The organism is Pseudomonas sp. AC255, assembly GCF_979258175.1.
The window spans coordinates 1,552,787-1,576,586 of the sequence record NZ_OZ409841.1; the positions used below are offsets into that span (position 1 = coordinate 1,552,787).

The window sequence follows — 23,800 nt, forward strand, 5'->3', positions numbered from 1 at the left end:
GCTATGATAGCGGCTTTGTTTTGTCTGGCCCCTCTTTGCGGCCGCGCACCTGTACGTCAAGGATCCTATGAGCAAGCCCACTGTCGACCCTACCTCGAATGCCAAGTCCGGCCCTGCCGTGCCGGTCAACTTCCTGCGGCCGATCATCCAGGCAGACCTGGACTCGGGCAAGCACACCCAGATCGTGACTCGCTTTCCGCCGGAGCCCAACGGCTACCTGCACATCGGCCACGCCAAGTCGATCTGCGTCAACTTCGGCCTGGCCCAGGAGTTCGGTGGCGTCACGCACCTGCGTTTCGACGACACCAACCCGGCCAAGGAAGATCAGGAATACATCGACGCCATCGAAAGCGACGTCAAATGGCTGGGCTTCGAATGGTCCGGTGAAGTGCGCTACGCCTCGCAGTATTTCGACCAGTTGCACGACTGGGCCGTCGAGCTGATCAAGGCCGGCAAGGCCTACGTCGACGACCTGACCCCGGAGCAGGCCAAGGAATACCGTGGCAGCCTCACCGAGCCGGGCAAGAACAGCCCGTTCCGTGACCGTTCGGTTGAGGAAAACCTCGACCTGTTCGCGCGCATGAAGGCCGGTGAATTCCCGGACGGCGCGCGCGTGCTGCGGGCGAAGATCGACATGGCCTCGCCGAACATGAACCTGCGCGACCCGATCATGTATCGCATCCGCCACGCCCATCACCACCAGACCGGTGACAAGTGGTGCATCTACCCGAACTACGACTTCACCCATGGGCAGTCGGACGCCATCGAAGGCATCACCCATTCGATCTGCACCCTCGAGTTCGAAAGCCATCGCCCGCTGTACGAATGGTTCCTGGAGAACCTGCCGGTGCCGGCGAACCCGCGCCAGTACGAGTTCAGTCGCCTGAACCTGAACTACACGATCACCAGCAAGCGCAAGCTCAAGCAACTGGTTGACGAGAAGCACGTCAACGGCTGGGACGATCCGCGCATGTCCACGCTGTCGGGCTTCCGCCGCCGTGGCTACACGCCGAAATCGATCCGCAACTTCTGCGAAATGATCGGCACCAACCGTTCCGACGGCGTGGTCGATTTCGGCATGCTCGAATTCAGCATCCGCGACGACCTCGACCACAGCGCACCGCGCGCCATGTGCGTGCTGCGTCCGCTGAAAGTGGTCATCACCAACTACCCGGAAGGCCAGGTCGAAAACCTCGAACTGCCACGCCATCCGAAAGAAGACATGGGCGTGCGCGCGTTGCCATTCGCTCGGGAAATCTACATCGACCGTGAAGACTTCATGGAAGAGCCGCCGAAGGGCTACAAGCGCCTGGAACCGGCCGGTGAAGTGCGTCTGCGTGGCAGCTACGTGATCCGCGCCGATGAAGCGATCAAGGACGCCGACGGCAACATCGTCGAATTGCGTTGCTCGTACGATCCGGACACCCTCGGCAAGAACCCGGAAGGGCGCAAGGTCAAGGGCGTGATCCACTGGGTGCCGGCCGCCGCCAGCGTCGAGTGCGAAGTACGTCTGTACGATCGCCTGTTCCGTTCGCCGAACCCGGAAAAGGCCGAAGACAGCGCCAGTTTCCTCGACAACATCAACCCTGACTCGCTGCAAGTGCTGACCGGTTGTCGCGCCGAGCCATCGCTCGGCAACGCACAGCCGGAAGACCGTTTCCAGTTCGAGCGCGAAGGCTACTTCGTCGCGGATCTGAAGGACTCGAAACCCGGTCAGCCGGTATTCAACCGTACCGTGACCCTGCGTGATTCGTGGGGCCAGTGAGTGAGTCAAGGAACTAACGTGCTAACGATCTACAACACGCTCAGCAAGAGCAAAGAAGTCTTCAAGCCGCTGGATGGCAACAAGGTGCGCATGTACGTCTGCGGGATGACCGTGTACGACTACTGCCACCTCGGCCACGGCCGCAGCATGGTCGCGTTCGACCTGGTGACACGCTGGCTGCGCTTCAGCGGTTATGACCTGACCTACGTACGCAACATCACCGATATCGACGACAAGATCATCAATCGTGCGCGCGAGAACGGTGAATCGTTCGAAGCGCTGACCGAGCGCATGATCGCCGCGATGCACGAAGACGAAGCGCGCCTGAACATCCAGAAGCCGGATATGGAACCGCGCGCCACCGATCACATCGCCGGCATGCACGCGATGATCCAGACCCTGATCGACAAGGGCTACGCTTACGCGCCGGGCAATGGCGACGTGTACTACCGCGTCGCCAAGTTCATGGGCTACGGCAAGCTGTCGCGCAAGAAGATCGAAGATTTGCGCATTGGCGCTCGCATCGAAGTCGACGAGTCGAAACAAGACCCGCTCGATTTCGTTTTGTGGAAAGCCGCCAAGCCGGGCGAGCCGAGCTGGGAATCGCCATGGGGCGCCGGACGTCCGGGCTGGCACATCGAGTGCTCGGTGATGTCGACCTGCTGCCTCGGTGAGACTTTCGATATTCATGGCGGCGGCAGCGACCTGGAGTTCCCGCACCACGAAAACGAAATCGCCCAGAGCGAAGCGGCCACCGGCAAGACCTACGCCAACGCGTGGATGCATTGCGGCATGATCCGCATCAATGGCGAGAAGATGTCCAAGTCCTTGAACAACTTCTTCACCATCCGCGACGTGCTCGACAAATACCACCCGGAAGTGGTGCGTTACCTGCTGGTGTCGAGCCACTACCGCAGCGCGATCAACTATTCGGAAGACAACCTCAAGGACGCCAAGGGCGCACTGGAGCGTTTCTACCATGCGCTGAAAGGCCTGCCGAGCGTGGCGCCGGCCGGTGGCGAGGCGTTCGTCGAGCGTTTCACCACGGTGATGAACGACGACTTCGGCACCCTGAAGCGTGCGCTGTGCTGTTCGAGATGGTGCGCGAGATCAACCGTCTGCGCGAGAGCGATCTTGATGCGGCGGCGGGGCTGGCGGCACGTCTGAAGGAACTGGCGAGTGTGCTGGGCGTGTTGCAACTTGAGGCCGATGACTTCCTGCAGGCGGGCGCTGAAGGGCGTGTCGATGCGGCTGAAGTCGATGCGCTGATCGCGGCGCGTCTGGCGGCTCGGGCGGGCAAGGATTGGGCTGAGTCCGATCGTATCCGTGATCAGCTGACGGCGATGGGTGTCGTGCTGGAAGACGGCAAGGGTGGGACTACCTGGCGTCTGGCTGACTGAGGCCCAAAGCCCCTACCATGATCGTTCCCACGCTCTGCGTGGGAATGCCTCAACGGACGCTCCGCGTTCGGCTCTGTAGGGACGCGGAGCGTCCGGGCTGCGTTCCCACGCGGAGCGTGGGAACGATCGATGGAAACGCGATCCCTGTAGGAGCTGCCGAAGGCTGCGATCTTTTGATCTGGCTTTTAATTGCCAATCTGCCGCAACCGCTTGTAAAGCGTATTGCGGCTAACCCCCAGCCGCCGCGCCAGATGCGAAATATTTCCCCCGGCCGCCTTCAACTCGCGATTCAACGCCTCAACATCATTCAAATCCAGCCCCAGCGGCGCAGCCGTCTCAACCGGCTCCATCTCCAGATCGACAAAAAAATCATCCGGCAAATGCTCCGGTCGCACTGGTTGTTCCTCGGCCATGGCCAACGCCACCTGCATCACGCTGCTGACCTGACGCAAATTCCCCGGCCACGGATGCTTGTCAAACAACTCCAGAACTTCAGGGCTCAGCCCCGCCCATTGCGTCGGCTCGCGATGCTGCTCCCACAGTCGTTTGAACAGCGCCTGCTTGTCACTGCGCTCACGTAACGGCGGCAGCTCCAGGGTCAGACCGCCGATGCGGTAGTACAAGTCTTCGCGGAATCGGCCCAGTTGCACCTGCTCGCGCAACGAACGGTTGGTCGCGGAAATGATCCGCAAATCAACCGGGAACAACTCGCTGCTGCCCACCGGCTGCACGCAGCGCTCCTGCAACACACGCAACAAACGCGCCTGGGTCGGCAGCGGCATGTCACCGATCTCATCGAGAAACAGCGTGCCTTTGTCGGCCTTGCGGATCAGGCCGATGCTGCCTTTCTGGTTGGCCCCGGTGAACGCGCCTTTCTCGTAACCGAACAACTCGGACTCGACCAGTTCAGCGGGGATCGCTGCACAGTTCACCGCGATGAATGCCTGTTTTTGCCGGGAGCTGGCCTGATGCAAGGCTTTGACGAACACTTCCTTGCCGACGCCGGTTTCACCGTGAATCAGTAGCGGAATGTCTTTCTCCAGCAAACGCTCGGCCTGGCGCACGGCTTTTTCCACGCGACTGTCGCCGAAATGCAGCGTATTGAGGCTGATCGCACTGGCTGGCGCAGGCTTGTCCTCGGCGACAAACACCCGCGCCTGCACCGGTGCCTGTTTCGGCCGTTTCAGCAAACACTGGAAACGGTTGCGTCCGGAGGTCTGCAGGGCAAACGGCAGACCTTCGGGCTGATTGATCAACTCCAGCAGCGACACCTTGAACAGGCTTTCAACGCTGACGCGCGACAAACGCACACCGAGCAAATTGTCGGCGCGGCGATTGGCCGACAGCACTTGACCGCTTTCATCGAAGATCAGCAACCCGGCCCACTGGCTGTCGAGGTTGTTCAACCCGGTGTTGAATGTCAGTTGAAAGTGCTGTCCATGGAACAGGTTGAGGATCAGCCGGTTTTCCACGGTCTGGCTCATCATCTTGACCATGCCGAGGGTGTGCGAGGGTGGCAGATAGCTGTCGCTGGAGACATCGAGCACGGCGATGACCTTGCGCTCGGCGTCGAAAATCGGCGCGGCGGAGCCGGTCATGAAGCGGTTGGCCTTGAGGAAGTGTTCGTCGTGTTCGATGTGCACCGCCTGCTCACAGGCCAGTGCGGTGCCGATCGCATTGGTGCCGCTGCTGCGCTCCATCCAGCTCGCCCCGGCCTGAAAGCCCCGGGCCAGATTTGGTTCGATAAAGCGCTGTGTGCCCCATGAGGTCAGCACCTGGCCCTGATTGTCGGCGAGCATGATCAGGCAGTTGGAATTGCTTAGAATGTTTTCGTAGTAGGGCAGGACTTCCTGATGCGTGGTCTGCACCAGCGAATGATGGCTGTCGAGCAGCCGCGCAATGCCGGCGGCGGGCAATTGATCGAAGGCCGGGGCGCTCTGGTGGTCGAGGCCGAACGCGCGGCAACGTTGCCAGGAGGTCTGGACGATCGCGTCGTGGGACAGCGGCGAAGCAGGTGCGGCCATGGGGCGAGCCTCTGAGTGCAGCGATTTTATTATTGTTATGAGCCCGATCTTCAAAACTACACAAATCCCCATGTGGGAGCGAGCCTGCTCGCGAAAGCGTCGGTTCAGTCAATGGATTCATTGAATGACACACCGCTTTCGCGAGCAGGCTCGCTCCCACAGGGATCCATTTTGCATTCAGGATTGGGCAAAAGCGTGCATAGAGTGTTGTTCACTATTGTTCATTGTCAATCAATCCGACTGTTCAAAAGTGTTCAGCTGTGAACGCCGCTTGCCCCCGTAAACACTGCTTCTCAAGACAAATCAACCACTTGCCATTTCTGGCACGAATGTCGCTCTGTTGCTCCGGTCGCTTGACTCCAAAAATAAAAAAGGCCGAGCCATGTCACTCACCCTGGAGCACGTCAGCCGTACCGTCGAGGGCCAGATCTGGATCGACGATGCGTGCCTGAAATTCGAACCCGGATCCTTCAACGTTCTGCTCGGGCGCACCCTGTCCGGCAAGACCAGCCTCATGCGCCTGATGGCCGGCCTCGACAAGCCCGACAGCGGCCGCGTGCTGATGAACGGCGTCGACGTCACCCAGCGCCCGGTGCGGCTGCGCAACGTGTCGATGGTCTATCAGCAGTTCATCAATTACCCGACCATGACGGTGTTCGAGAACATCGCCTCGCCACTGCGTCAGGCCGGCATCTCGAAAGAGATCATCCACAGCAAGGTGCAGGAAACCGCACGCATGCTGCGCATCGAGAAGTTCTTGCAGCGCTATCCGCTGGAGCTCTCCGGTGGGCAGCAACAGCGCACGGCCATGGCCCGCGCGCTGGTCAAGGATGCTGAACTGATCCTCTTCGACGAGCCTTTGGTCAACCTCGACTACAAGCTGCGCGAAGAGCTGCGTCAGGAAATGCGCGAGCTGTTCAAGGCGCGCCACACCATCGCCGTCTACGCCACCACCGAGCCTAACGAAGCGCTGGCCCTCGGCGGCACCACGACCATCCTGCACGAAGGCCGGGTGATTCAGAGCGGCCCGTCGACCGAGGTCTATCACCAGCCGCAGTCGGTGCTCGCCGCTGAATTGTTCTCCGAACCGCCGATCAACCTCATGCCGGGACGCATTGCCGGCAACGAAGTCAGCTTCGCCAACTTCGTCCACTTTCCGTTGAACGTCGATCTGCGCCCGGTGGGCGAGGGTGAGTTCCGCTTCGGCGTACGCCCGAGTCATATCTCGCTGGTGCCGAGCAACGATGACGATCTCGAATTGGCCGTGACCGTCGAGGTCGCCGAAATCAGCGGTTCGGAAACCTTCCTGCATGTGCGCAACGAGCATTTTCTGCTGGTGCTGCACTTGCCGGGTGTTCATGAATACGACGTCGATGCGCCGATCCGCATCTATATCCCGACCCACAAACTGTTCGTTTTCGATGCGCAGGGCCGTCTGGTGCAAGCACCGGGCCGGCGTGTCGCGAGGGTTGCCTGATGGCCGAAATCCGTTTGCAGCACCTCGCCCACAGCTACAGCAAAACCCCGAGCGGCGCGGAGGATTATGCGATCCGCGAGATGGATCACGTCTGGGAGCAGGGTGGCGCCTATGCTTTGCTCGGCCCGTCCGGTTGCGGCAAGTCGACCTTGCTCAACATCATTTCCGGCCTGCTCAGCCCGTCCCAGGGCCATGTGCTGTTTGACGGCAAAGCGGTCAACGACCTCACGCCGGAGAAGCGCAACATCGCCCAGGTTTTCCAGTTTCCGGTGGTCTACGACACCATGACCGTGTTCGACAACCTCGCTTTCCCGCTGCGAAACCAGGGCATGGCCGAGGCGAAAGTGCACAGCAAGGTGCAGGAAATTGCCGAAGTGCTCGACTTGCAGAATCTGCTGAGCAAGAAGGCGCGCAATCTCACCGCCGACGAAAAGCAGAAAGTCTCCATGGGTCGTGGGCTGGTGCGCGATGACGTCTCGGCAATCCTCTTCGATGAGCCGCTGACGGTGATCGACCCGCACCTGAAGTGGAAGCTGCGGCGCAAGCTCAAGCAGATCCACGAGCAGTTCAACATCACCATGGTCTACGTCACCCACGACCAACTGGAAGCCTCGACCTTCGCTGACAAGATCGCGGTCATGTACGGCGGTCAGATCGTTCAGTTCGGCACGCCACGGGAATTGTTCGAGCGGCCGAGCCACACCTTTGTCGGCTATTTCATCGGCAGCCCGGGGATGAATCTGATTGAGGTGCAGCCGCAGCCCGGGGGCGTCGGTTTCGCCTCGACGCACCTGCCGTTGTCCGACGCCTTGCAGCGCCATATCGAGCACGGCCAGTGGAAAAATCTCAAGGTCGGCATCCGCCCGGAGTTCATTCATGTGTGGGACGAGCCGTTTGACGACGCGATGCAGGCCAAAGTCGTACACGTCGAAGACCTCGGCACCTACAAGATCATGACCCTCAACCTCGACGGCGCGCCGTTGAAGGTGCGTCTGGCCGAAGACAAACCGGTGCCGCAGGGCACCGCGTACATCAGTTTCCCGGCGCAATGGCTGATGGTCTATGCCGATGAATTTCTCCTGGAAGTCAGCGACGAGGAGGTGCAGCCATGAACAAGGTGCAGAACAACAAGGCCTGGTGGCTGGTGTTGCCGGTGTTCCTGCTGGTGGCGTTCAGTGCGGTGATCCCGATGATGACCGTGGTCAACTATTCGGTGCAGGACATCTTTGACCAGTCCAGCCGCTACTTCGTTGGCGCTGATTGGTACAAGCAAGTGTTGCTTGATCCGCGTCTGCATGACTCGCTGCTGCGCCAGTTCATCTATTCCGCCTGCGTGCTGCTGATCGAAATCCCGCTGGGCATCGCCGTCGCGCTGACCATGCCGACCAAGGGTCGCTGGTCCTCGGTGGTGCTGATCATTCTGGCGATACCGCTGCTGATTCCGTGGAACGTGGTCGGCACCATCTGGCAGATCTTCGGCCGCGCCGACATCGGCCTGCTCGGTTCCAGCCTCAATGCGATGGGCATCAGCTACAACTACGCGGCCAACACCATGGACGCCTGGGTGACGGTGCTGGTGATGGACGTCTGGCACTGGACTTCGCTGGTCGCGCTCCTGTGTTTCTCCGGTTTGCGGGCGATTCCCGACGTGTATTACCAGGCGGCGCGGATCGATCGCGCCTCGGCCTGGGCAGTGTTTCGCCACATTCAGTTGCCCAAGCTGAAGAGCGTGCTGCTGATCGCGGTGATGCTGCGCTTCATGGACAGTTTCATGATCTACACCGAGCCGTTCGTGCTCACCGGCGGCGGGCCGGGCAATGCCACGACCTTTTTGAGTCAGACGTTGACGCAGATGGCTGTAGGGCAATTCGACCTCGGTCCGGCAGCGGCGTTTTCGCTGGTGTACTTCCTGATCATCCTGTTGGTGTCCTGGCTGTTCTATACCGCCATGACGCACTCCGACGCCAACCGCTGAGGCCCGGCCATGAGCAAGAAAAAGCTTATTCCGTTGCTGGTCTACATCCTGTTCCTGCTGGTGCCGATCTACTGGCTGCTGAACATGTCGTTCAAGAGCAACACCGAAATCCTCGGCGGCCTGACGCTTTTCCCACAGGAATTCACGCTGGCGAACTACAAGGTGATCTTCACCGATCCGAGCTGGTACACCGGCTATCTCAACTCGCTGTACTACGTCAGCCTCAACACGGTGATTTCCCTGAGCGTGGCGTTACCGGCGGCCTATGCGTTTTCACGCTATCGTTTCCTCGGCGACAAACACCTGTTCTTCTGGCTGCTGACCAATCGCATGGCGCCGCCGGCGGTGTTTTTGCTGCCGTTCTTTCAGTTGTATTCGTCGATCGGCCTGTTCGACACGCACATCGCCGTAGCCTTGGCGCACTGCTTGTTCAACGTGCCGCTGGCGGTGTGGATTCTGGAAGGTTTCATGTCCGGCGTGCCCAAGGAGATCGACGAAACGGCCTACATCGACGGCTACAGTTTCCCTAAGTTCTTCGTGAAGATTTTCATCCCGTTGATCGGTTCCGGTATCGGCGTCACGGCGTTTTTCTGCTTCATGTTTTCCTGGGTCGAACTGCTGCTGGCGCGCACGCTGACCTCGGTCAACGCCAAGCCGATTGCGGCAGTGATGACGCGCACGGTGTCGGCATCGGGGATCGATTGGGGCGTGCTGGCAGCAGCGGGGGTGTTGACCATCCTGCCGGGCATGCTGGTGATCTGGTTTGTGCGCAACCACGTGGCCAAGGGCTTTGCCCTCGGTCGAGTCTGAGGAGCTGATGATGGAATGGATGAGCTGGACGACACCGACCGCCGCGTTCTTCATCGGCATCGGTCTGATTCTGGTGGGCATGACCACCTGGGAATTGCGCTCGCCGAGCATTCTGCGGCGCGGGTTTCTGCCGATTGCCACCACCCGTGGCGATCGCTTGTTTATCGGTCTTCTCGGCAGCGCCTACCTGCATTTGCTGGTAATCGGCGTCACCGACTGGAGCATCTGGGTGGCGTCCGCGTTGTCCCTGGTGTGGCTGTTGGCTGTGATGCGTTGGGGCTAGTCGAATCGTTCGGCAACGCGGCTCCACAACTTAAACAGGAGGTCTCTATGTTCGATAAAAACAATAAGCTGCGACATAGCATTTCATTGGCAGCCATGCTGGCACTCAGCGGTTTGAGCGCATCTGCCTGGGCCGACGCCTACGAAGATGCTGCGAAAAAATGGATCGGCAGCGAGTTCAAGCCCTCGACCCTGACGGCCGAACAGCAGCTTGAAGAACTGAAGTGGTTCATCAAGGCCGCCGAGCCGTTTCGCGGCATGGACATCAAGGTCGTTTCCGAAACCCTGACCACCCACGAATACGAGTCCAAGGTGCTGGCCAAGGCCTTCAGCGAAATCACCGGGATCAAACTCACCCACGACCTGCTGCAGGAAGGCGACGTGGTCGAGAAAATGCAGACGGTGATGCAGTCGGACAAGAACATCTATGACGGCTGGGTCAACGACTCCGACCTCATCGGCACGCACTTTCGCTACGGCAAGACCGAATCGATCACCGACCTGATGGCCAACGAGGGCAAGAACTTCACTTCGCCGACCCTCGACATCAAGGACTTCATCGGCATCTCCTTCACCACTGCGCCGGACGGCAAGATCTATCAACTGCCCGACCAGCAATTCGCCAACCTGTACTGGTTCCGCGCCGACTGGTTCGAGCGCGCCGATCTGAAAGCCAAGTTCAAGGAAAAGTACGGCTACGAATTAGGCGTGCCGGTGAACTGGTCGGCCTATGAAGACATCGCCAAATTCTTCAGCGAAGACGTCAAGGAAATCGACGGCAAACGCGTCTACGGCCACATGGACTACGGCAAGAAAGACCCGTCGCTGGGCTGGCGTTTCACCGATGCCTGGTTCTCCATGGCCGGTGGCGGCGACAAGGGACTGCCCAACGGCTTGCCGGTGGACGAGTGGGGGATCCGCGTCGAGGACTGCCACCCGGTCGGCTCCAGCGTGACCCGTGGCGGCGACACCAACGGCCCGGCGGCCGTGTTTGCCACCACCAAATACGTCGACTGGCTGAAGAAATACGCGCCACCGGAAGCGGCCGGCATGACCTTCTCCGAGTCCGGCCCGGTGCCCTCGCAGGGCAACATCGCCCAGCAGATTTTCTGGTACACCGCGTTCACTGCCGACATGACCAAACCCGGCCTGCCGGTGGTCAACGCCGACGGCACGCCGAAATGGCGCATGGCGCCGTCGCCTAAAGGCCCGTATTGGGAAGAGGGTATGAAGCTCGGCTATCAGGATGTGGGGTCGTGGACATTCATGAAATCCACGCCTGAGAAACAGAAACTCGCGGCGTGGCTGTACGCGCAGTTCGTGACCTCGAAAACTGTTTCGCTGAAGAAAACCATCGTCGGTCTGACACCTATTCGCGAGTCGGACATCAACTCGCAGGCGATGACCGATCTGGCGCCGAAACTCGGTGGTCTGGTCGAGTTCTATCGCAGCCCGGCCCGCGTGCAATGGTCGCCGACCGGCACCAACGTGCCGGACTACCCGCGTCTGGCGCAACTGTGGTGGAGCCATATCGCCGAAGCCGCCAGCGGCGAGAAGACCCCACAACAGGCGCTCGATGGCCTGGCCAAGGATCAGGACCGCATCATGGAACGCCTCGAACGCTCCAAGGCCCAGGCCACTTGCGCGCCGAAGATGAACCCGGAACGCGATGCGCAATACTGGTTCGATCAACCGGGCGCACCGAAGCCGAAACTGGCTAACGAGAAGCCGAAGGGCGAAACGGTGAGCTATAGCGAACTGCTGAAATCCTGGGCGGATGCGCGTAAATGATGTTGGAAATGTAAGAAGCGAACGGCACCGGAAGGTGCCGTTTAGCTTTCTTCCCATCGATCTGAAGCAATAGCAACCTGGCTTCCATATGTTTTGAGGTGCGCGCATTCCATCAAGGGCTTGAGGGAATGGAAGTCAGCGTTTCACGTTGCGAGCAAATTGAGTCAGCAACTGTTTTTTACTTCGCTCGTATGAGTCTATCGTGTACTGGGCAAGCTCAAAGGGGAACGGCTGCATGTCGACGGGGTAAACTTTAGTATCTCTCTCCGACCAGAGGAAATTATGGTCCTGTACATCCTGGTGATATAGGTCCTTTGCTTCCATTTCATTAAACATCTCCAAAAGTGCATTGGCGCCGCTTGCCGGAATGGAACCTTTCTTGATGTCGCCGAGGGGGATGCCATCGAGTTTTATCATCTTGAGGTAACTCTGATTGTCTTCAATAAGTGCCGTCGCCGAGCCTGCTCCATAGTAAGCATTGAAACCCTCGGCTTCGGTTTTTACATACCCCGGAATACTGTTTCGCTTGTCGGCTCCTCTGAACTTTTTATAGACATGTTTTCCGTCGGCGCTTTCGTATATTTCTCCTTCGCCCCCGCCGCCTATAGCAGGGCGACCACCAATATCATCGGCAATCGACGTTGGCTTGTTCTTCAGCGAAGAATCGGTCAATTGCACTTTCTCCATCAACATTTCGATGGAGTGGCTTGCGCTCTTTACTTCTGGAGACAATGGTGGTGTATCAGGAAATCCAAATCTCGTGCTTTCGTTAATGACAGAGTTTGCTGAAAATGGCGTTGATGATTGCGGCGAAGGCGAAGATCCGATGGTCGCTTGAGTCGGGTACTCCTCATTGACGCCTTCACGAATTCGCCCATCAGTATCGAAGTAGGCCAACGGATTGCCTTTCACCATGCTGAACAGATTCAGACCATCAATCGCCCCGGACGGATCCGGATTCAACCATCGCTGCCAACCCGCCACGTAATACCTGAACCCGTAATAATAAAGCCCGGTCGCATCCCGCTCTTTGCCCGAATAGCGCAGCGTTTTATAGCTTGTCTCGATTTCGCTACGCCCGGCAAACCACGCGGTGGTGCCGAAAGGGTGGTATCGCTCCTGACTGATGAGCTTGCCCGTGGCGTCGAGTTCCAGGGTGCAGGAACCCAAATGGTCGTTGAGGCTGTAACGCGCTTGATCGTTGTCGATGCCTTGGGGCGGTTCGGATTCCCAGTGCAACACCTGCACGCTGCTGCGCCCGGCCTGGACACTGATCACCTGCAGTATTTCTCCCGTACCACTGTGGGTACGGATTTGCAGATTCGGCAGATAACGCACTTCGTTCATCAGCGTTTTAGCGTTGGTCTGCATCAGCCGCACTTTGCGCACGCGCATGCCGTCTGAGGCGTATCGGTATTGCTCGTTATCAGCCGAACGGTCTTCACGCAAAACCAGCCGGACTTCACGCAATCGGTTACGCAAGTCCCAGTTGAAAGTCTGTCCTGGTTGCAGGCCAAGCAGATTGCCATTGGCATCGAAGCCGTTGCGCAAATCTTCCTCGCCCGGGTCCATGCCATCGCGCACCGGCAAGCAGCGGTTACTGTGCTTGGCGGCGACCAGGCGGTGACCGTGGCCTTGTGGGCCGTCGTGGATCAATTTGAGCAAATTGCCACCGCAGTCATAGTGATAGGTCTGGGTGTAATTGGCGATCGCTGCAGGATCTGCCAGTGAAAACTTCGATGTCTGACCGGCCTCCCAACCCGTGGCCTCGATCAACTGATCGAGACTGTCATAACGGTAGCGGTTGACCGGTTCGATGCGCTGGTTGGCAAAGTATCGAATCGGGAGGGCGGCGTCTTCAATACTCAGCACGTTGCCTACCGGGTCGTAGACATAACGCAGGTCTTGCAGGATGTCATTGCCGCGCTGGCTTTGCAGGCTGATCAGCCTGCCATCCTCGGCGGCGTAGTCCAATGTGGTGATCACTCCGTTGTCAGCGGTTTCCCGAAGGGTATGTCCTTGGGCATCGTACTGGATGGCGCCGACCAGGGTTTTCGGCGCGATGCCCTTCAATTGCAGTCGAACGTCTCGCAACTGGCCGTCCAGGGTCTGGCTGAAAAGCTGTCGGTGTCCTCTGGCGTCGATTTGTTCGATGGTTTCCGAGAGCGGGTTGAAACGCGAGTAGCTCGTGGCGGCAGGCGCGTCTTCGAGCAATTTGTCACGCTCGCTGAGCGATACCGGCCAGTCAGGAGGGTCGAGTGAGCGCAGAAAGCGTCGAGACTGAGCGATGATTCCACCGGTCAATCCGAACTGTTCGAACAACTGCGTGCCGGCCGGATCATCGAGGCGGATGATCTGTCCGCACTGATTCCGCGTGGCAAATGTCGGATTGCTGCCGGCATAACCATATCGCTCCGTGCACAAAGGTTTTCCGTCATCGGCGTGTTCGAACACAGCCAGTGGTCGCAGCTGTTCGTCATACTCGATGCTGCGCACGCTACCCCGGCCATCCCAACCGTGCAGCGGTTGACGCGCCTCGCCCCACAGACTGACGCGCCATCCGGCATCGACGCTGAGCGTGATCAGCACCTGACCGGTCAGTGAGTAAACCGTCCTGAGATTGGCGGGGGCTGATGCGTCGGCGAACAATCGTGGATCGCGCTGCGCCACCCGTCGCCCGGCAACGTCATGCTGAACCGCGGTGATGCGCGCTTCAGATTCGCTGCCATCTTCGCGCCAGTAGGCAACCTGCCGCACCGGTAAGCCTCGGGCATCAGTGACGCTAAGATGCGGTGTCTGCGCATGCGTGCTCACCTTCCTGTCCACCAGTTGCGTCGCCGTTGTTCCGGCGGCGGGTCGAACAGGTCATTTTCGTCGAAGGCGACGTTACACCAGATCCAGTACCAGACTTCCCGGCGCAGGGGTTTGAGCGTCGGTGGATTGCCTTGCAGCATTTGCTTCGCCAGCACGGTTGCGGTCGGTCTGCCCACCGCGTCGTAGAACTGCTGGTCGTGAAAAGCATGCTTGCGCATCGAGCGATCATTGATGTAGCGCGGTTGATCGGCGAAGTAGGGCCGGTAAATCCGCACAGTCTGGCCTTTGTTGTTGTATTCCACTGGCTCGCTGACACGCCAGCGTCGCTGGGCCTGGGCGTCTATTGGTTTGCCATTGTCGTCGAGGACCAACTCACCGTTGTCATCGACCTGCCAGGCCACGCCCGGGGGACCTCATGTTTGGTTTGCAGAGTGCGGCCGAAACCGTCCAGGCAAGCAATGCTGACTCGCACTTGCAGATCGGGATCAAGCGGATAGCGGTCGGCCACCAGAGAGACGGCATACACGGGCTCACGCTGTGCATTATCGATTTGCTGCTGGAGTTCGGTTTCATTCCGATCGGGATTTTCCACAGCGGCAAGGTACTGTCGGGCGCGATCGCAAATGTGTCCTTCGGGCAGAATGTAGCCTTGGCTTTTCGCCCAGTCCCACCACTCTTGGGAGCGTGAGGACGTGCGGGAGATGCAACCCATCCAACTGAACGTATCCCAGAAAGCGGCACGGGCGAAGTTGCCAATGGCTTGTTTCGGATCGGCGATGGCAATGGCCGGATCGCGGTCTGCCGGCGGGACGTAGGTTTGCAGCGGGTCAAAACCCACCGGTTCTCCAAGGTCGGTGCCGTGGAAACTGCTCACCAGCGGCTCGCCGAAAGCGTTGTAGCGCGCTTCCTGCAGGTTGCGGTTGGCATCTTCAATGGCCGCAGGGAGGAAGGTGCGGTAGTCCACGTCGAGGCTGCGGGTAGTGCAGCCGTCCGGTAAGGTCACGGCGGTTGTCACACACCAATACGCGTCATAGGTAATCAGGGTTTCGCCGTGACTGCGGGTTTCACGGTATTTCTGCACGTTATGAAAGCCGTCTAGCGTGTGGTAGGTGGGAAAACCTCTGTGCACTGACCACAGATAGTTCTTCGCATCGTCAGGATCATCGATCGGACCGTGGTCTTGCTCGGGCAGGAACAGCGGCATGATGTGGTAACCGACCTCCTGCGATTCGAGTTTCTCTTTCAGGTTGAAGGGTAATTGGCCATCCACCTCGAGTTTGTCATATGCGCTGAGGGCGACGGCGTCCAGTTCGGCCGTCTCCATGTAGGCGGGCAAACCCTCGAAAGTCGCGGCGCCCGGATCCAGCGTTGCACCGCTGCGAGGGTCGATGTAGCGCTGCAGCGTCAATGCAGACAACACTGCTTGCTGCGCCCATTCGCCATCCTCGCGGGCCATTAGCAAAATATGTTCATGGTGGATCGTTGCAGCACTCAGCGCCGCTTTTTCCAGCACCAGCGAATTGCTGCGCAAGCGGCAGGGCAATCCAAGGCGCCAGGCCTCGTCATTGGGCAAATGAATCGATTCTGACCGGAGCTGCGTCAGGTACCATTTTTGCTGCGCATCGTCATGAGCATCCTTCCACCAGTTCTGCTGATGCTCTTCAGTGAACGGCGGCGCATCGCTGCTGGTTTTGCGTCGCGCGTAGTTCACCGTGAAAGCATGCACCACACGGCCGTAGGGGTCCCATTCCAGATTCAACTGGTGCTGGCACATCGGATCGTCGGCAATTGCCGGTTCGTACTGATAACTGATGGATTCCGCGTCCAGGGGCAAGATCACTGCATAAGGCTGGTACTTGCCTTTGGGGCGCAGCACCCGTGCGCCATAGCGATGTTCCTGGACCACATAGGGGACTGCGGTCGCCGCGTCGTCACCGGCGGCGAACACTTCCGAGCGCATTACTCGGCCGCTCAGGGTGCGGGCGATCTCTCGCGCAGTCTCCTCATCGGCTTCGGTGAAAGGTTGCGCGATGCGATCATTGAAGTGATAGAGCTGCAGCAGTGTGGGTTTGAGATCGACCGCATCATCGTCACGGCTGTAATAACCGGTTCTTGACGGGTCGATGGTTTCGCCTGTGTGAAACCAGGTCTTACTGAGAATCGGCGCGGTGAACTCGGTTGCTGACGCTTCGGTGTCGCTTTGCAGCAGCAGGCGAAAACCACGGAATTCGCGCTCGAAACGGTCGTAATAACCGCCGCGATAGCTGAAGAGCTGTGTCAGTGTGTTGCCGGTGATCTCATCATGTTGGATTTGCTCGTGTACCAGGTGCATGGCCATTGGTAGACCGGACACTGGATTTTCAACACCGGCTGCCTGTTGCTCACGTTTTTCATCCAGCCATTCCTGCGCCGAACTGCGGTAATTCACGCTGGCGCTGCAACCCATGTTGTTGCAGCTTCTGTTGAGCAGATAGGGTTTGGCGTCGACGAAATCGTAACGCCAGTGTCTGGGCGACATGTGCGGCAATGTCACCACCAGGCTCGAGCAGCCCAGGCCTTGCAGATCTGCGCTGGTGACCTGCCAGAGCGCGTCATGGGCGAGGCCCTCAGGCCAGGGAAGATCAATGGATGTTTGGGCGAAACCGCTGCCGGCATGGTTCATGAAAATACGCAGGCGCTCGGCTTCCATGTAGATCAGGTCAGCCGCACCCGAGCCGTCGAGATCCGCCAGCAAGACCCGTGAGGCGTTGAATTCATCGTAGGCAAAGGGCAGGGTGCACAGCACAAAGCCTTTGCCGAAACGACCATGTCCCAAATTCGGCCAGCACTTGACTTCGTTATGACGGATCCGCACCAGATGTTGCTGACCGCTGCCGATGAGATCGGCGAATGCAACGATTTCGCTCGGTGTATTGCTCAGCACAGGCAGCTCATCATCATCGCCTGCGGCGGTTTTTTCCGCATGCGGCACGTCGACGGCCTCGGCGAAGCCAGCCGCGCGACGATTGGCATACAAACGCACGCTGCGCGGGCCGACCAGCGTCAGGTCGCTCAGGCCGTCACCCAGCAAGTCGGCGATCTGCGCCATCGGGTGGGAAAATTCGCCGGGAAATGCATCGAAGGGCACGAACCCTGACCAGTTGCGGTCTGGGTCGAGGGTGAAAAATCCGCACATGCCCGGCGCGGCGAGCACCCAGTCGAGCTTGCCGTCGCCGGTCAGATCGGTAAGCGACTGATGCACGGGTTTGCCGGCGTCGGACATCGGCACGCCTTCAAGAAGTTTCCACTCGCTGTACTCGATCTGATCGCTGCCGGTCTCTGCGCGCATCGGCTCGCGGTAATACCAGCCGTGGTCATAACGGCAGAGCACACCCGCCAGGCCCTCACCGTACAGGTCAACCAACTGATATTGATGACCATCGTCGAGGCCGGGCATGGCCGTGAATTCTTTCCAGCCCTGCGGCTGCGGGGCGAGGTCGAACGTGTTGTAGCTGAACTCCATTGGCGGTCGGCTTTCGATCTGGCCGAGGCCGTCATAGGCCTGCTGATGCGCCGCGCTCAGATGGCTGTAACCCAGTGGGCTGAGGCGATATTGCAGGAGCAGGCGCTGCACCAGAACCGGATGGTCGCCCAACTCTTTGGGGAAGTGATGAAACATCAGCACTTGTCGACACAGGCGTCGGTTGCCCAGCTCGAAACCGTAGGCGTAGATCCAGTAAGGGTCGCTGCGCTCGGCCCATGGCTGTTGTTCTTCAAACGTTGGCACTTGTTCCAGATCGCTGCTGCGTTCGCCATAGTCGAACACCAGTTGAAAGTGCCACAACTGTTTTTCCCGGCTACCGCTGTCCCAGGCATACAGGTGCGCTGAGGCTTTTTCGTTGCCATAACACACGCGTTTGAGATAGCGCTGAGCGCGATAGTCGCGATACTGCGGAGCGACTGGCAGTTCGGTTTCCGCCTTGTATTCGTAGATGATGTGTTCGCCGCGGGTATTGAGGCTTTCGTCGATCATCCAGACGCCGACGCGCTGCGGGTCGGCAGGGTCGGCCCGGCGTGAATTGGCGGTGGTGCCATAGATATGCAGGCTGCCGTCGGCACCGTGAATCAGCCAGAAACCGGCTTTTTCGGTCTCGTTCGACCAATGTTCGATCAAGGCGAATGCACCCTCGACCCGTGGCCAGTGGCGAACGACGTCATACGCTGTCGTCAGGGGCAAGCCGTTGTATTGCTCAGTGGTGCGGAAGATCAATTCACCGGTGCTTTCATTGCGCTCGGGCAGCCATACATCACCGTCAGGCCCCACGACCTGGTCAGTGCCGTCATAAGTCGGCACGCCATTGACCGTGCGCAGGGTCACCGCGTCAACCGTCAACTGCCAGCCAATCCCGCAGGAACTGTTGCCCGTGCCACTGCTATAGCCCAGACCCAATGGCGGGACAAAACCGCGTCCGGTGGAAATCGGCAACGACAGTTCCAGCGACGCAGTGCCTTTGGTACCCACGCCGGCCGATCCCTTGCCAATACTCTGGATGGCGCCGCCGCCCTTGGGCAGGCTCGGTGTGTTGATCTGCATTGTCGACTGTTGCGGCGGCGGCTGTTCGTTCATAGCGAACCGCCTTCGCATCTCGCGGTGTAGCACACATGCAGGATGATGTCGGGCAAGCGCTGGAGTATGTGCTCCTGACCCTTGGGAAACGTCAGGATCCAGCGTGAAATCGCGCCGGTGTATTCGAATGGCAGATAGCGTTCGTCCTGGAAGTTGAGCTGAAACATGCCGTTGTCTTCCAGCGAACTCGACAGGGCGATCTGTTGACTGGATCGCAGGTTTTCTTTGACGCTGCTGCCGATCGCGGGAGCCATTTCAACTTTGCTGTAGGTCTGTTTCAGCACCGCCCGAATATCTTGATAAGGCCCGAGCACGGCCGGTAGCGTCACGCTTATAGTCTTGATCCGGCGCAGGTAATGATTTTGCCCGGCGTAATCATCGTCGAACATTTGCTGAGTCAGTTCCAATTCACACGTGCCGTTGTCGATCAGCGATTGCTTGATCTGTGCCCACGGTTTATTGATGGTTGAACTCGGATCCTTGCCGGTCAAATCCTTCAGTGACACGGTTTTCCTGATTTCCAGATCGCGGCGGTTGTGCTGCACGTACTGGCTGTACATCTGTTGCAGGCTCATCTTCAACTCTTCCCCGGCACCGAGGCCGCGGTACGTGGCATTCCACGCGCCGGGATGGACAAAGGTTCGGGTGAAATCGCCCATTTCGTATTGCCAGCAGGCCTCAGCGGCCTGGCATAGCGATTGTGCGTTGGTGAAGGCGGTATGGTAGAAACCGGCGAATTTGCTGTTGAGCCAGTCGTAGGTCTGCGATCGGCTGAAACGATTGCTGCTCAGCAGGAAATCGTGGGTGGCCTTGGCCTGGTTGAGTGCTGCTCGCGCCTGGCGCAGTTGCAGTTGCGTGGCTTTGTGTTGTTCGTCGGAGACGGCAAGCTGGGCCTTGATTTGCTCGGCTTCGAGTTTTGCCTGGTCGCGGGCCTGGGTCCATTCCTGGGCGCGGCGCCGGTATTGTTCGATGCGATCCATGGTTTGGCTTGCGCCATACGCAACGTGTGAAAACGCTTGCATATGGGCCGCGAAGCCGTTGGCAGCACCTTCCAGGCGTGCGCCACCGGCCGCCATGCCAAATATGTTCGGTGCTACAGTCATTGCCTGGCCGATTCCGTGGGCAATCGTCGCTCCGGTCTGGCCGAGACTTCCCAGCAGGTAAGAAGCTCCCGCGCCGATTTCCAAGGTGCTGACACCGTCTTTCAGCAATTTCTCGTAATAACTCACTCGGTCCAGAATGGTGTCCTGACTCGCCAGCAACGCCTCCTTGTTTTTTTCATCAATCTTCTCGGCCTGAACCTGTATTTGCACCGCCATCTCCGCGAGGTTCCACGCCTGCTGCTGTTGCAGTTCCAGGTACTGCGCCTGCTCCTTGCGTTCGATCAGCGACAGTAGCGTGGCGCCGAACGCGATCACGCTGTCCACCGCGTTCTGCGCGAGTGCGAACATGAAACTGAAGCGACAATGGGGAATCTGCGGGTTCAACAAGCGGCTGAGTGCTGCCCCGGACAAGCCTTGGCCCCACGCGGCGAGCAGTGCGCGCGGATCCAGCGGCGTGGCGAATAACGGCAGGTTCAGCGGAGCGCCGGCCATATCGAGGTTATGTCGCAGGTTAAACAAGCGGCTTTCGGCTCGATCCCAGTGCATGATCAGTTCGGGGTTGAAGGGCCGACGGAAATACTCAGTGTCCGCGCTCGCCAGTAGCGGGTCATGGCCGTCAGGCCGCAGACACAATAGTGGTGCAGGCTGCGAAGCCGTGGCCCTGCCGATACGCAAAGGTGGCTGTTGTTGCAGCTGCTGGTGGGCGCTGATCAGGCGCTGTTCGAATTGACGCAGTTGCACATTCTTCGACGAACTCAATTCGTCGAGCGTGAGCGGCAACCATTCGTCGATCTGGCGTACATCCGGGCGCGGTCCCAGCAGATCCATGATGTGGACGTAGCGCATCTTGGCTTCAGCCAGGCCGTCCGGCGTCAACTCTGCATACGCCAGATCAGCCTGGCGGCTTTCGATCTCGATAAACAGTTTCCACAGCGCCTTGCGAAAGTGCACCGGAAAACTCAAGGCAATCTGATGCGGATCGTCCGGGTACAGAATGGCCAGGCTGGGGTCGACCGGACCGGGCCATACCGGCTCTTCCAACGGTACGGCCTGCCAGTAACCGGGGTGTCCCGGGTCCGCGCTTTGTCGTGTCGGGTCAAACAGATACGCAAGCCACTGTTTCGCTTCGTCGTACTGCTGCTCTTCGTTCAAGCGGTAGGCCACCAGCCAGGGCAGGTACAGGAACAGTTCCAGGAAATACAGGTAGTAAGCGCCCGAGAAATCCATGGCTTGCGATCCCTGACCGTCCGGGATAGGTGGTTCTGTGTGCTGGGTCTGGGTTTCCCAGCTCAGCAGAGGTTCCATGCCGCCTTCGGCAAGGTTGATCAGTTGCCGGGCGAAGGTGGTGTTCATGCGCACAGCGGCCCGACGTGATCCTTCGGGTTCCTGCCCGTCGCTCAACTCGATGCCGGAGCCGCTGAAGTCAATGAATTGCGCCTTGCCCAAAGAAGGGCTGTCCCCCAGAGACGGGTCGATCATGCTGTTGATGCTGGGCGCTATTTGCAAGTTTGAGGGAGGCACTTCTGCCCATTCAACGGTCAGCGCCTTGAGTGCTCCGCCAATCAGCGTGGTTGCCAAGGAGCCTGCGTGATAAACCAGAACACCATAGATCAGCGGGATTTTCAGTTCCTTTGGATCCTCAGGCCACTCCACTGGCCAGCCGTCGGGCTGGAGGGTGGATTGATCGACCGAAAACGAATAAGTCAGCGAGGAGTCCTTCGACAGGCTATTGACGATGGCTGTAGACGCCAGCTTGCGCATTGCGCTGAATGTTTCAGGCGGCTTTGTTGACAGAACATTCAGCGGGTGTGCGATGAAAAACTGGTAGCCCACGCTGCTGTTATAGCGCCCTGCTGAAGGATGAAGATCGATTTCATTGTGATCGGTGGTAGAACGCCAAAAGGACGTAAACAAAACCATGCTGGAGCCGATCAGTTCATAGAGCACCCTTCGATTTGCATGTTTACCTGCAAGGCACGCCGTTTCTCCTTGCTTGGTGGCGGGTACCGTAAATTCAGTCGGATTCCCGACAGGGTCGGCGATCAAGCTACGCAGCCGATCAGGGTAGCCCTTGAAACAGAATGCCGTATCTGCGACATCCATGAAGTCGGTACCAACAGGTTCAATGATGGAGCCTGGAAGTAGCGGAACTTCAAGGTGATTTTCCGAAGGATCGAACACCAGCGTAACTTTGATGAGCTCCTTGTTTTCGTCGTGTTTGTCGAAGACGGAAAGTTTGAAAATCAGGAGGTTGTTGAATCCTGCCGCCAGCCTTGCGGTCAACTCGATATTGGACGCCGCCCGGTTATAGACAAAGTCGACGTCTTTCACGCTGGTCTCGATTCGCGACTGCCACCCCTGATAATCCCAGGTGGTCTTTTCGCTATCCGGTGTCTGGTGCTCGACTGCACCAAACATTGGCGTGCCGGAGGGAAGCCAGTATTGGAAACGACCAGCGTTGCCATTGGCGAAAATATTGCCGATCAGCCTCACGTGGGCTTCGCCGTTCTTGAGGACCTCGACGGAGGGAGGTGAGGCCGGTCTGACCTCCGGCGCCATCCCGAATGACGGTGGCAGCGGTGTCACATTGAAGTTCTTGTCTATCTGTACCGTTCGCAGAAAATCATAGGTATCTGCATCGCCCGGAATCTCGGAAGGGACGCCCTGATAGTTCGAATACAGCATGAGCACCATCGACTCAGGTGACGTCGAGTGGTCATACACCGCAATGGTCTGGGTTTGCTCCGCAATTTCTTCCTGCGGTTTTTCGATCAGCGCTTTGGTCTGGCAATAACTCTCGATATAGACCCGCGGCGTACTCCAGGTCTCGTCATATTTCTTGTAGCTGGCATATAGGCGGAACCTGGGATTGACCTTGACGCTCTGGTCGGCCTTGCCGTCAACGGGGGCCTGCATGGCGTCCGCATCCTGAAGCTCCAGCTCGGCCCAGATCACGAACAGACGATTGTTGAACCAGCACGGGCGAATGGTGTGTTCCAGCGCCTTTTCCGAAATGGGCACGTTGGCTTTTTGCCAATCCGACCAGGCATTGGGCAGCGGCTTGTCATATTTGACCGGGGTTTCGCCTGCTGCACTCGCGGGCGCTTTGACCGCGCGCTGCGACATGTCCAGTGAGCGCCAGTAATAAGCATTTTCGGCAGGGGATTTGCCGATGAAATAATAAGTACTGTTGGCAAAATCTTCCCCGTCAATGTAGCCATTGCAGATTTTCAGGTTGGCAATTTCTTCGAACCTGGCAAGGTAAGCCAGCACTGCGGTTTGTACTGTTTCGGGCTGAATCTGCGCCTGGTTGAGGTCATTCTCCAGTTGCTCGAAACTGGCGCTCTTGGTCAGGCGCAAAGTCGGGTCCAGATAGATGTCCGGGAACGTGCGCAACTGCTGGAGGGCGGGCCAGATCGAGTAGCGATTGAGGCCGTCGCGCCAGGTGCTGGTTTGCAAAGGCATAAAGCTGTCATCGCTGTAACCGGGCTCCAGGTTCAGCATCATGCTGTTGATTTGCTGTTGGTAGCTGGCAATGGCGCAGGCCACCGGACTGGTCGGGACATCCTGGCTGACCAGTACATCCAGCAACCAGAATTCATAAAGGTCGTTGGCGGTCTTGATCGTTTGAGCCAGCCCTTGCTCGATCAGGTAGGGATCGCTGGGTATTGCTTCGTGCAGATACAGGGCGAGCATCGCGTCACGCAGTGCTTCGTTAAGCGGCGCATCGAAGGCAGTCGTCATGATCGTTCC

At 58.7% G+C, this 23,800-nt stretch carries 12 protein-coding genes and 1 pseudogene; 8 read left to right on the forward strand and 5 right to left on the reverse strand.

Annotated elements, in window-relative coordinates; genetic code table 11:
• The first annotated feature begins 67 nt into the window (after window positions 1-67).
• Complete coding sequence (locus ACZZ0K_RS07265) at window positions 68-1,765, forward strand: glutamine--tRNA ligase/YqeY domain fusion protein (RefSeq protein WP_024013424.1); 1,698 nt, start codon at window positions 68-70, stop codon at window positions 1,763-1,765.
• A gap of 18 nt (window positions 1,766-1,783) precedes the next feature.
• Window positions 1,784-3,165 (forward strand): annotated as a pseudogene (gene cysS, locus ACZZ0K_RS07270) (cysteine--tRNA ligase).
• Window positions 3,166-3,350: 185 nt separating this feature from the next.
• Here the strand turns inward: cysS and ACZZ0K_RS07275 are convergent.
• A complete protein-coding gene (locus ACZZ0K_RS07275; protein WP_252884473.1) occupies window positions 3,351-5,189 on the reverse strand; it encodes a sigma-54-dependent Fis family transcriptional regulator in 1,839 nt (612 codons plus the stop codon).
• 382 nt (window positions 5,190-5,571) lie between these two features.
• On the opposite strand from ACZZ0K_RS07275, the gene ACZZ0K_RS07280 reads away from it, so the two are divergent.
• Genes ACZZ0K_RS07280 through ACZZ0K_RS07305 form a run of 6 tightly spaced genes read left to right on the forward strand, consistent with a single transcriptional unit; the run spans window position 5,572 to window position 11,524 of the window.
• Window positions 5,572-6,666 carry an ABC transporter ATP-binding protein gene (locus ACZZ0K_RS07280; protein ID WP_252884472.1) on the forward strand — a complete coding sequence of 365 codons (1,095 nt, stop codon included), beginning with the start codon at window positions 5,572-5,574 and terminating at the stop codon, window positions 6,664-6,666.
• Window positions 6,666-7,778, forward strand: a complete 1,113-nt coding sequence (locus tag ACZZ0K_RS07285; protein ID WP_041477087.1) for an ABC transporter ATP-binding protein — start codon at window positions 6,666-6,668, stop codon at window positions 7,776-7,778. Before ACZZ0K_RS07280 ends, ACZZ0K_RS07285 begins: the two co-directional genes overlap by 1 nt.
• The gene (locus ACZZ0K_RS07290; protein WP_007912484.1) at window positions 7,775-8,641 is read left to right on the forward strand and encodes a carbohydrate ABC transporter permease; all 867 of its coding nucleotides are present in this window, start codon (window positions 7,775-7,777) and stop codon (window positions 8,639-8,641) included. Before ACZZ0K_RS07285 ends, ACZZ0K_RS07290 begins: the two co-directional genes overlap by 4 nt.
• Before the next feature lie 9 nt (window positions 8,642-8,650).
• The gene (locus ACZZ0K_RS07295) at window positions 8,651-9,451 is read left to right on the forward strand and encodes a carbohydrate ABC transporter permease (RefSeq protein WP_073471306.1); all 801 of its coding nucleotides are present in this window, start codon (window positions 8,651-8,653) and stop codon (window positions 9,449-9,451) included.
• Between the two features lie 10 nt (window positions 9,452-9,461).
• Window positions 9,462-9,734: a DUF2160 domain-containing protein gene (locus tag ACZZ0K_RS07300; protein WP_038861868.1), complete on the forward strand. Its 273-nt coding sequence runs from the start codon at window positions 9,462-9,464 to the stop codon at window positions 9,732-9,734.
• Between the two features lie 47 nt (window positions 9,735-9,781).
• Window positions 9,782-11,524, forward strand: a complete 1,743-nt coding sequence (locus ACZZ0K_RS07305; RefSeq protein WP_016775286.1) for an ABC transporter substrate-binding protein — start codon at window positions 9,782-9,784, stop codon at window positions 11,522-11,524.
• Window positions 11,525-11,659: 135 nt separating this feature from the next.
• Here ACZZ0K_RS07305 and ACZZ0K_RS07310 read toward each other — a convergent pair whose 3' ends face one another.
• Genes ACZZ0K_RS07310 through ACZZ0K_RS07325 form a run of 4 tightly spaced genes read right to left on the reverse strand, consistent with a single transcriptional unit; the run spans window position 11,660 to window position 23,791 of the window.
• Window positions 11,660-14,338 carry an RHS repeat domain-containing protein gene (locus ACZZ0K_RS07310; protein ID WP_258706921.1) on the reverse strand — a complete coding sequence of 893 codons (2,679 nt, stop codon included), beginning with the start codon at window positions 14,336-14,338 and terminating at the stop codon, window positions 11,660-11,662.
• On the reverse strand, window positions 14,335-14,739 hold the full coding sequence (locus ACZZ0K_RS07315) for a hypothetical protein (RefSeq protein WP_463559029.1): 405 nt from the start codon (window positions 14,737-14,739) through the stop codon (window positions 14,335-14,337). Before ACZZ0K_RS07315 ends, ACZZ0K_RS07310 begins: the two co-directional genes overlap by 4 nt.
• Window positions 14,679-18,944: a SpvB/TcaC N-terminal domain-containing protein gene (locus ACZZ0K_RS07320; protein WP_463559030.1), complete on the reverse strand. Its 4,266-nt coding sequence runs from the start codon at window positions 18,942-18,944 to the stop codon at window positions 14,679-14,681. Before ACZZ0K_RS07320 ends, ACZZ0K_RS07315 begins: the two co-directional genes overlap by 61 nt.
• Window positions 18,941-23,791 (reverse strand): Tc toxin subunit A-related protein, encoded by a 4,851-nt coding sequence (locus tag ACZZ0K_RS07325; RefSeq protein WP_463559031.1) that lies wholly within the window; start codon window positions 23,789-23,791, stop codon window positions 18,941-18,943. Before ACZZ0K_RS07325 ends, ACZZ0K_RS07320 begins: the two co-directional genes overlap by 4 nt.
• Window positions 23,792-23,800 lie beyond the last annotated feature (9 nt).

Coding starts and splice junctions, on each gene's coding strand:
- ACZZ0K_RS07300 (WP_038861868.1), top strand. CDS start 9,462: ATGGAATGGATGAGCTGGACGACACCGACCGCCGCGTTCTTCATCGGC.
- ACZZ0K_RS07295 (WP_073471306.1), top strand. CDS start 8,651: ATGAGCAAGAAAAAGCTTATTCCGTTGCTGGTCTACATCCTGTTCCTG.
- ACZZ0K_RS07325 (WP_463559031.1), bottom strand. CDS start 23,791: ATGACGACTGCCTTCGATGCGCCGCTTAACGAAGCACTGCGTGACGCG.
- ACZZ0K_RS07290 (WP_007912484.1), top strand. CDS start 7,775: ATGAACAAGGTGCAGAACAACAAGGCCTGGTGGCTGGTGTTGCCGGTG.
- ACZZ0K_RS07285 (WP_041477087.1), top strand. CDS start 6,666: ATGGCCGAAATCCGTTTGCAGCACCTCGCCCACAGCTACAGCAAAACC.
- ACZZ0K_RS07305 (WP_016775286.1), top strand. CDS start 9,782: ATGTTCGATAAAAACAATAAGCTGCGACATAGCATTTCATTGGCAGCC.
- ACZZ0K_RS07275 (WP_252884473.1), bottom strand. CDS start 5,189: ATGGCCGCACCTGCTTCGCCGCTGTCCCACGACGCGATCGTCCAGACC.
- ACZZ0K_RS07280 (WP_252884472.1), top strand. CDS start 5,572: ATGTCACTCACCCTGGAGCACGTCAGCCGTACCGTCGAGGGCCAGATC.
- ACZZ0K_RS07320 (WP_463559030.1), bottom strand. CDS start 18,944: ATGAACGAACAGCCGCCGCCGCAACAGTCGACAATGCAGATCAACACA.
- ACZZ0K_RS07265 (WP_024013424.1), top strand. CDS start 68: ATGAGCAAGCCCACTGTCGACCCTACCTCGAATGCCAAGTCCGGCCCT.